The 8,215-nt window shown below is 68.0% G+C and carries 6 protein-coding genes; 5 read left to right on the top strand and 1 reads right to left on the bottom strand.

Translation table 11 applies throughout. The features are described 5' to 3' along the window. On the bottom strand, positions 1 to 1,320 hold a 1,320-nt coding region (locus tag ACIBQ1_RS54220), incomplete at its 3' end, for an alginate lyase family protein (protein WP_397290557.1). A 652-nt stretch (positions 1,321 to 1,972) separates the two neighbouring features. Between ACIBQ1_RS54220 and ACIBQ1_RS54215 the strand changes: the two genes are divergently transcribed. The 5 genes from ACIBQ1_RS54215 (at position 1,973) to ACIBQ1_RS54195 (ending at position 7,745) form a co-directional block, all read left to right on the top strand. After that, positions 1,973 to 3,286 carry an FG-GAP-like repeat-containing protein gene (locus tag ACIBQ1_RS54215; RefSeq protein WP_397290555.1) on the top strand — a complete coding sequence of 438 codons (1,314 nt, stop codon included), beginning with the start codon at positions 1,973 to 1,975 and terminating at the stop codon, positions 3,284 to 3,286. 35 nt (positions 3,287 to 3,321) lie between these two features. Beyond that, positions 3,322 to 4,656, top strand: a complete 1,335-nt coding sequence (locus tag ACIBQ1_RS54210) for an FG-GAP repeat domain-containing protein (RefSeq protein WP_397290553.1) — start codon at positions 3,322 to 3,324, stop codon at positions 4,654 to 4,656. Positions 4,657 to 4,844: 188 nt separating this feature from the next. After that, positions 4,845 to 5,972, top strand: a complete 1,128-nt coding sequence (locus ACIBQ1_RS54205; RefSeq protein WP_397290551.1) for a sensor histidine kinase — start codon at positions 4,845 to 4,847, stop codon at positions 5,970 to 5,972. After that, a complete protein-coding gene (locus tag ACIBQ1_RS54200) occupies positions 5,965 to 7,086 on the top strand; it encodes a hypothetical protein (RefSeq protein WP_397290549.1) in 1,122 nt (373 codons plus the stop codon). Before ACIBQ1_RS54205 ends, ACIBQ1_RS54200 begins: the two co-directional genes overlap by 8 nt. Beyond that, positions 7,056 to 7,745 (top strand): response regulator, encoded by a 690-nt coding sequence (locus tag ACIBQ1_RS54195; protein WP_397290547.1) that lies wholly within the window; start codon positions 7,056 to 7,058, stop codon positions 7,743 to 7,745. Before ACIBQ1_RS54200 ends, ACIBQ1_RS54195 begins: the two co-directional genes overlap by 31 nt. Positions 7,746 to 8,215 lie beyond the last annotated feature (470 nt).

Below are 8,215 nucleotides of genomic sequence, written 5' to 3'. Positions count from 1 at the left end.
GCTGATCCCGTCGCCGTTGAAGTCGCCGGCGATCGGCCGGGTGAAGGCGGTCCAGCCGGAGCCGATCGCGGTGGCGGGGCCGAACTTGTTTCCGCCTTCGCCGTTCCAGACGGTCAGCGTTCCGGTGGCGGCCGAGAAGAGGTCGCCCACGCCGTCGGAGTCGAAGTCCGGTGTGGCCGACCCACCCATCCCGGCGTACTCCGGGTTCTGCGCGTGGGTGAGGGTCTCCCAGCCCAGGAAGTGTGACACCCCGGCGGGGCGGCTCTTCTCGACCCACTGCTTGGCGTAAGAAAAGTCGTCGTACCCGAGACGGTGGTGCAGCGCGTTGAAGCCGACCTCGAAGTGCTCCCCGAGATCGCGGGTCACCTTGCCGCCGCACAGCCACGACGGCACCGTCCCGCCCAGTTGCAGACGGGCGTGGAAGTCCATAGCGCGTCGCAGCCGGTGCTTTGCCGTGGCATACAGGTCCACGCCCTGGAGGCGGGCCGTCTCCGCAACGTGGGAGATGGCCGCGATGCCCCATCCGGTGTGCCAGAAGTCGCGGCAGGTCTCCTGTGTCAGGCCGTCCACGAACTTGGTCTGCCCGTGCCAGTAGTCGATGATCTCGGCTTTGGTGTTGTAAGTGCTGCCTGGTGGCGCCTTGGGCAGCGAGCCGTCTGTCTCGAGGTAGATGTAGGCGGGCAGCCTGCCGCGCCAGGTCGTGACCGCCCGGTCGAAGGAATCCCGGTCGTCCAGATGCACGGCGATGCCGATAGCGGCATCCGTCATGATCAGTTCCCAGTTGCCGTTGCTGTTCGGCCTTCCGGCGATCAGGGTCGGGAGGTACACGGTGCGCAGCTTGCCGGCGAACCGGCCGGCCTGGCTCCAGCTGGTGTAGGTGTGCTTGATGAGCTCGGCGGCGCGGGAGAAGTTGGCGCCTGCCCAGCCGGTCTGCAGTGGCGCGTTCTCCCCGGTGTGTCCGGTGATCACGGCCGACCAGGCGTCCATGATCTGGACCGCCTTCTGCGCATAGCGGGAGTCCTTGGTGAGGTACCACTGCAGGGCGTGCGTGTAGGCCGCCATGGCGTCCTCGCGTTCGTCCGTGCAGCCGTTGTCGGGATTCGACGACGGGCCGCAATTCACCTCGGGGCGGGGGTGGGCCGCATAGTCCAGCCTGGCGAAGCGGCTGCCTCTCATGGCGTTCCAGGCAGACTTCCACGGCTCATTGCCGAGGTTGGCCCTGACGAAGTCGAGCTGAGCGCGGCTGACCAGCACTCCTGGATGCTTGAACACGGCCGCCTGCGCGGACTGCGGCACAGCTAACGCGGCAGCCACGAGCATGGCGGCAGCAAGAGGACGAGCGAGACGCACGGGATTCCTTCCAAGATGAGGACGTCCATTCCGCCAGCCGCCGGCTCAGCCGTCAAGGCGATCATCCCGTGAACATAGGCCCGATATACCCGCCGCATACCGGACCCACGGTTGGGCACCTCGCGGGGTAAGCATGGATTTGGGTGTCGAGGACGACTGGGAGCCCGACTCGTACTTCCCGGAGATCACCGACTGAGCACCGCGCAGTCTTGTGGGTCAAAGAGGCGATGGGCCAGTGAGCGTGGCGGCCTTCATCGGCTCCCAGAAGACCGAGCACGGCATCGACCACGTCATCTCCTGCCGCGCCGGGTAGGTCCACCTCGCCGCCGGGACGGCGCAGCTTGGGGCAGTTCGCTGGAGCAGGCGATGCGGCGCGCGGCCCACGCCGTCGACTCAGGCGCCGCCCGCGCCCTGCTCGACCGCTGGGCACCCTGGCCGACCGGCTGAGCAGCGGGCTTCAACGCCACGAGAAGCGCGCCATGGGGCTCTGACCTGGGCACTGGTCGCAGCATACCGGGCGCATACCGCCAGAACCTACCGTCGGGTAGCGGTTCGACACGCACGGCGGAGCTTCCTCCATGTGTCGGGCCTTTCTCCGAACCCCTTCAGCGAAAGGAACGACGTGCTGAAAAGACGCTTTGCCAGCGCGGCCATGCTCCTGACCGTCGTAGCCGGTGGCCTGGTCGCGACATCGGCTCCCGCCGCGGCAGCCCCGAACTACCAGCTGCCGTTCCCCTGCGGCCAGAAGTGGCGGCTGAACACCTGGGACTCCACGCACGCCCCCTCCCTGGACATGGTCCGCGAGCCGCAATCAGAAACCGAGGGCTCGCTGCTGGTCGCCCCGGCGTCCGGCACGGTGAACCAGTCCTTCTACCACGACAACGCCGGCAACGTGATCCAGATCAACCATGGCGGTGGCCACTTCACCACCTACATTCACCTGCAGTCGCGTGCCGTGAGCGTGGGTGACAGGGTCACGCAGGGACAGACCATCGGACGGGTCGGGCACACCGGCCCCACCTCTAACGGAACCCCGCACCTGCACTTCGAGCAGGGCTATGACGCCAACGGCGACGGGACCGTCACCTGGGGGTTCGAGGGCGCCGAGCGCGTCACGGCCAGGTTCGACGGCAAGGCGTACGGCCCCGCCCCCGGCGGCGAGTGGCGCAACGTTGAGAGCCGAAACGGCTGCGGCAACATGTTCGGCGCGGATTTCAATGCCGACGGTATCGGTGACATTTTTTCCGAAGCCACCGGCACGTTGAACATCTGGAACGGCCAGGGCAACAACAACTTCGCCACCCGGCAGGAGATCGGTGGCGGCTGGTCAGCCTTCAGCAAGCCCGTCGCCGGTGACTTCAACAACGACGGCATCAGCGATCTGGCCGCTATCAAGAACGGCAGCACGCTCAACATCTGGAACGGCGAGGGCGGTAACGAATTCGGCGCTGCCGTCGAAATCGGCGGTGGCTGGGCTCCTTACGACGGCACTCTCACTTCTCTGGGTGACGTCAACAAGGACGGTCACGACGACATCGCCGCTATCACCGACGGCACCCTCTACGTCTGGAACGGCAAGGGCGGCAACGCATTCGGCCCGGCCACCCGCGTCGGTGGCGGCTGGTCAGCCTTCAGCAAGCCCGTCGGCGGCGACTTCAACAACGACGGCATCGGCGACATCGCCGCTATCAAGAACGGCAGCACCCTCTACATCTGGAACGGCGAGGGCGGTAACGAATTCGGCGCTGCCGTCGAAATCGGCGGTGGCTGGGCTCCCTATGACGGCACTCTCACTTCTCTGGGTGACGTCAACAAGGACGGTCACGACGACATCGCCGCCATGACCGACGGCACCCTCTACGTCTGGAACGGCAAGGGCGGCAACGCATTCGGCCCCGCCACCGCCATCGGCCCCGGCTGGACCCCCTACTTCTAACCCACACCGCCCCCTCCCAGGATTCGGAGCAGCACATGCTGTCAAAGACGACGGCGGCACTGACCGCCTTCGCGATCCTCGCGTTATGCACGCCGGCACACGCCGCGGACCCCGGCGAACCTCCCGCCGGCGAAGTGACCGCCGCCTACGCGACTGCGCCCTGCGACCCGAACGGCCCGACCAGTGCGGACGCCGCGACCGCCACCCAGCTGAACGGCATACTGACGGCCAAGTTGGAGGGCCACATGAACGCGTACCGCGTTTCGTGCGCCCGTATGGTCGTCAAGGCCGTTCGCGATCGCGGCCTTGCGCCTCGAGCCGCGGTCATCGCGATCGCCACCACCATCGTGGAGTCCAGCATCCAGAACGTCGCCGAAACGGTTGACCATGACAGCCTCGGCCTGTTCCAGCAGCGCGCGTCATGGGGCTCCGTCGGACAACGGCTCGACCCCATCTGGGCCACCAACGCCTTCCTCGACAAGATGACCAGGGTCTACCCGGACAACTCCTGGAAGACGGCACCGATCGGCGAGGTGTGTCAGGCCGTACAGGTTTCTGCCTATCCAGATCGCTACCAGCCCGAGGCCGGGGACGCGCAGAAGATCGTCGACGCCCTCTGGAAGCCCCGCAGCTTGTTCGGCGCGGATTTCAATGCCGACGGTATCGGTGACATTTTTTCCGAAGCCACCGGCACGTTGAACATCTGGAACGGCCAGGGCAACAACAACTTCGCCACCCGGCAGGAGATCGGTGGCGGCTGGTCGGCCTTCAGCAAGCCCGTCGCCGGTGACTTCAACAACGACGGCATCAGCGATCTGGCCGCTATCAAGAACGGCAGCACGCTCAACATCTGGAACGGCGAGGGCGGTAACGAATTCGGCGCTGCCGTCGAAATCGGCGGTGGCTGGGCTCCTTACGACGGCACTCTCACTTCTCTGGGTGACGTCAACAAGGACGGTCACGACGACATCGCCGCTATCACCGACGGCACCCTCTACGTCTGGAACGGCAAGGGCGGCAACGCATTCGGCCCGGCCACCCGCGTCGGTGGCGGCTGGTCAGCCTTCAGCAAGCCCGTCGGCGGCGACTTCAACAACGACGGCATCGGCGACATCGCCGCTATCAAGAACGGCAGCACCCTCTACATCTGGAACGGCCAGGGCGGCAACGAATTCGGCGCTGCCGTCGAAATCGGCGGTGGCTGGGCTCCCTATGACGGCACTCTCACTTCTCTGGGTGACGTCAACAAGGACGGTCACGACGACATCGCCGCCATGACCGACGGCACCCTCTACGTCTGGAACGGCAAGGGCGGCAACGCATTCGGCCCCGCCACCGCCATCGGCCCCGGCTGGACCCCCTACTTCTAACCCACACCGCCGCCGGACAGCTCCGGCGGCGGCCCGCAACCAGTCACATGATCACGGCTGAAGCTCCGAGGACTTCTCCCTTCGGCTCAGCGTCGATCGCGACAATCACCGCCATCCCCGGATGGACAGGGCGACTCGTTAGGCTGCGTCACAGCGAGGTCGCGAACGGGTGATTTGAGAGGTGACGGGTGGCTGGGGAGGCGGCGCGGCTGCTGGTGCGCTTCGGCCGCCGGTATGCGGCCGCAGTGCGTCTGGCGACGCTGGTTCCGATCTGCGGGATCGCCCTGTTCCGCGCCCCTCCCGAGCACTTGACGACCACCGCGTACGTGGTCGGCGTCGCGGCCGCGTGGACCTGCGGATACGCGTGGTGGCTGCGCATGGGCCGGGGAAGTCTGCCGGTGGCCCTGGACGTGGCCGTCCTGCTGGGACTGTTCACGAGTGTCTTCTGGACCGACGCCGTTGAGGACAGGAACGCCGGGTGGCTGCGGCTTCTGGTCACGTTCGCCTGCGTGACGTGCCAATGGCACACTTCGCCGCTGGCGGGCGGCGCGGCGGCGCTGGCGTCCGGGGGCGGGGCGGTGGGTCTCCTCACCGCGGCGGGAGCGGCGGACATGGACGCGGCTCTGATCAGCGGGACGGCGTGGGTGATTCCGGCGTCCGTGCTGTCCAGAGTGGCTTGGGTCCTTGTCCAGCGCGCCGCGGAACGGGCCGACCGCATGGCGGCCGAAGCCGCGCGGGCGCGCGGCGAGTCACTGGTGGCCGCGGCCATCCGCGCAGAGGAACGCGAGCTCGCCAACTCGTTACACGATACGGCGGCGACGACGCTGCTGATGGTCGGGGTCGGGCAGGTGCGCTCGGACGCGGACTGGCTGGCGCCGCAGGCGCGCCGCGATCTGGACAGGCTGCGCTCCGATCGCGGGCGGGTATCGGGGCACGCCGACCTCGTCGACCTGCTACGCGCCGACCTTGACGCCGCGCACCTGACCGTGGAGTTCGACGCCCCCACGCAGCTGCGGCTTCCGTTCGCCGTCGCCAGGGCGATCGCCGACGCGGCGGGGGAGGCCCTCACCAACGTACGCCGCCACGCGGGCACGACACGGGCGACCGTCCGGCTGCGCGGCGACGCGCGGACGCTGCGGCTCGACATCGCCGACCAGGGGAAGGGATTCTCTCCGGCGGACGTACCGGCCACCCGGCGCGGCGTACGCGAGTCCGTACACGGCAGAATGACCCGCGTCGGCGGCACGGCCACGATCAACTCCGCCGAGGGCGAGGGCACCGTCGTGCGGCTGGAATGGAGTGCCGGCCATGAGTGACGCCGTCGAAGAGGTGACGCGCGCGCAGTTACGGCATGGCCTGCGGATCGCGACGTTGCTCGTCGCCGCGGCCGTCGTGTTCGGGCTCGGTCTGTCCAGCCTGCTGCGCCACCTGGACGCCTATGAGCCATCGCTCGCGCAGTTGGTCGCCTTCGCGGCGCTGGGAGCCGTGCTCGGCGGCGAGGCCGCGCTGCTCGCCCGGGGGCGTTCGTGGGACCGACTGCGTGGGCCGGCCATCGCCGTCGTGCTCGCGGTATCCGCATTGTCGTATGTGACCCTGCCGGACGGGCGCACATCGACCGGTGTGGACTGGATTTTCGGCGCCGCCAACTGGGTGGGTCTTGTCGTGCTGCTCGATCGTCCGCTGCGGGCGGCGGCGTTGTTCCTGCTGGCACACGACCTCACTGCCCTGCTCCACCTGGTCCTGCTCGATGAGCCCAGCCGGGGGGACCTGGCCCGGTTCGCCACCGGCTCGGTGAGCGTGATCGGCTTCCCTCTGTGCTTGGCCGTCGTGGCGACCGTCCTGCGCAGCCTCAGTGCGGCGGCGGCCGCCGCCCGCAGGGAGGCCGAGCAGGTACGCGTCGCCGAGGCCGTCGCCGCGGAGTCCCACCGCCGCAGGCAGCAGCGGTTCGCCGAGCTGTCGACGACCACGATCCCGCTGCTGGAGGGGCTCGCCGACGGCTCGCTCCGCCCCGAGGACCCGCTGGTCCAGCGCCGGTGTGCCATCGAGGCGGCCCGGATGCGGAGACTGTTCGCCGAGACCGACACTGTCGCGAACCCCCTGTTGCACGAGCTGCGCCACTGCATCGACGTGGCGGACCGCAAAGGCGTCGTGGTGGAACTGGACGCACGCGGCCAGTGGCCCGAGCCGCCCGTGGCCGTTCGGCGCGATCTCACCGAGGCGGTGCTCATTGTGCTCGCCACTGCCGCCTCCCGGGCACGGGTCACCGCCGTGGGCAGTGCGGACGTGCTGTCGGTCAGCGTGGTCGCCGACTGCGGTGAGGTGAACGTGCCGAGCCCCGTGACACCCGGCGTACGGGTCGAGGCGTTGAACAACGGCAATACGGTTTGGATGGAGGCCCGATGGCAGCCGATTCGGCAGCGGACGAGCTGATCACTGCGGTGATCGTGGATGATCACGCGGCCATCGCCGCAGGCGTGCGCTCCTGGTGCTCCCAGGCCGTGCCGCCGATCGATCTCATCGATGCCGGGGACCGGCTCGCCGATGTCTGGACCGGACCCGGCGCCGTCGCCGACGTGGTGATCTTCGATTTGGAGCTGGTGCCGCGCAGACCGGACTTCGGCGAGCTTCGCAGGCTGGTCGACAGCGGCAGGCGCGTGATCGTCTATTCCCAGCACACCGATGATGCGACTGCGATCAAATGCATAGACCTCGGCGCGCTCGCCTACCTGACCAAGCGCGAGGGACCTGACCACCTGGTACCCGCCATCCGGGCGGCCGCGCGGGGCGCGCCCTACACCCCTCCGTCTCTGTCCGGGGCGCTCATCGCAGACGACGATCCCGGCCGGCCGCGCCTGTCCCAGCGGGAAACCGAGGTGCTGCGGGCGTGGTTCGTGTCCTCGTCCAAGGAACTCGTAGCCGCGAAGCTCAACATCACTGTCAAAACCGTTGACACCTATATCGCGCGGGTGCGGGTGAAGTACGCCAACGTGGGACGGGCCGCACGTACCAAGAGCGAGCTCGTCGGCCGCGCCCTCGATGACGGACTCATCACGCTCGCCGAGCTCAACCAAACGGCGAGCCCGATGTAGGGCGATCACCTGACACCGGCGCGCCCTGTGCCTTCGTAGAGTGGCGATCAGTCGCGGCGCAGCCGTGCGGATACCCTCTGCGACGGGGCAGCGGGGATGGATGTGAAAGTAGTGGGGGAAGGTTCCTGCCTTGCTGTTGGTCTTCGCGACGGCGCGTTCACGATTGCTCGCACAGGTGATGATCCGCGTGTGAAGTGATCGACTCGTTCTGGGTCGATATCGAACGCGGAAACGGGCACCGGCACCTCGATGGGGGGCGGTGGCGGCGTTGGTGAGAGACACCGCCGCCGGGCGATGACGCCGTTCCAGGCCGAGCCGCCATCCAGCCGTTGTGGACAGCACGATGGGATCGAGAATCGTGGCGCTTGAGGCGTTCGCGCCCTGCGTCGAGTCACCGGGCAGGAGGGCCGTCGGCACGAGCTGCCTGTCCTGCGTCTACCAGCAGATGTCTCTTCCCTTCACGTCGACTA

It is taken from the genome of Nonomuraea sp. NPDC050153, assembly GCF_044460125.1.
Taxonomy (GTDB): Bacteria; Actinomycetota; Actinomycetes; order Streptosporangiales; family Streptosporangiaceae; genus Nonomuraea.
This window is presented reverse-complemented; position numbering and strand designations above follow the sequence as displayed.

Coding starts and splice junctions, on each gene's coding strand:
- ACIBQ1_RS54210 (WP_397290553.1), top strand. CDS start 3,322: ATGCTGTCAAAGACGACGGCGGCACTGACCGCCTTCGCGATCCTCGCG.
- ACIBQ1_RS54200 (WP_397290549.1), top strand. CDS start 5,965: ATGAGTGACGCCGTCGAAGAGGTGACGCGCGCGCAGTTACGGCATGGC.
- ACIBQ1_RS54195 (WP_397290547.1), top strand. CDS start 7,056: ATGGCAGCCGATTCGGCAGCGGACGAGCTGATCACTGCGGTGATCGTG.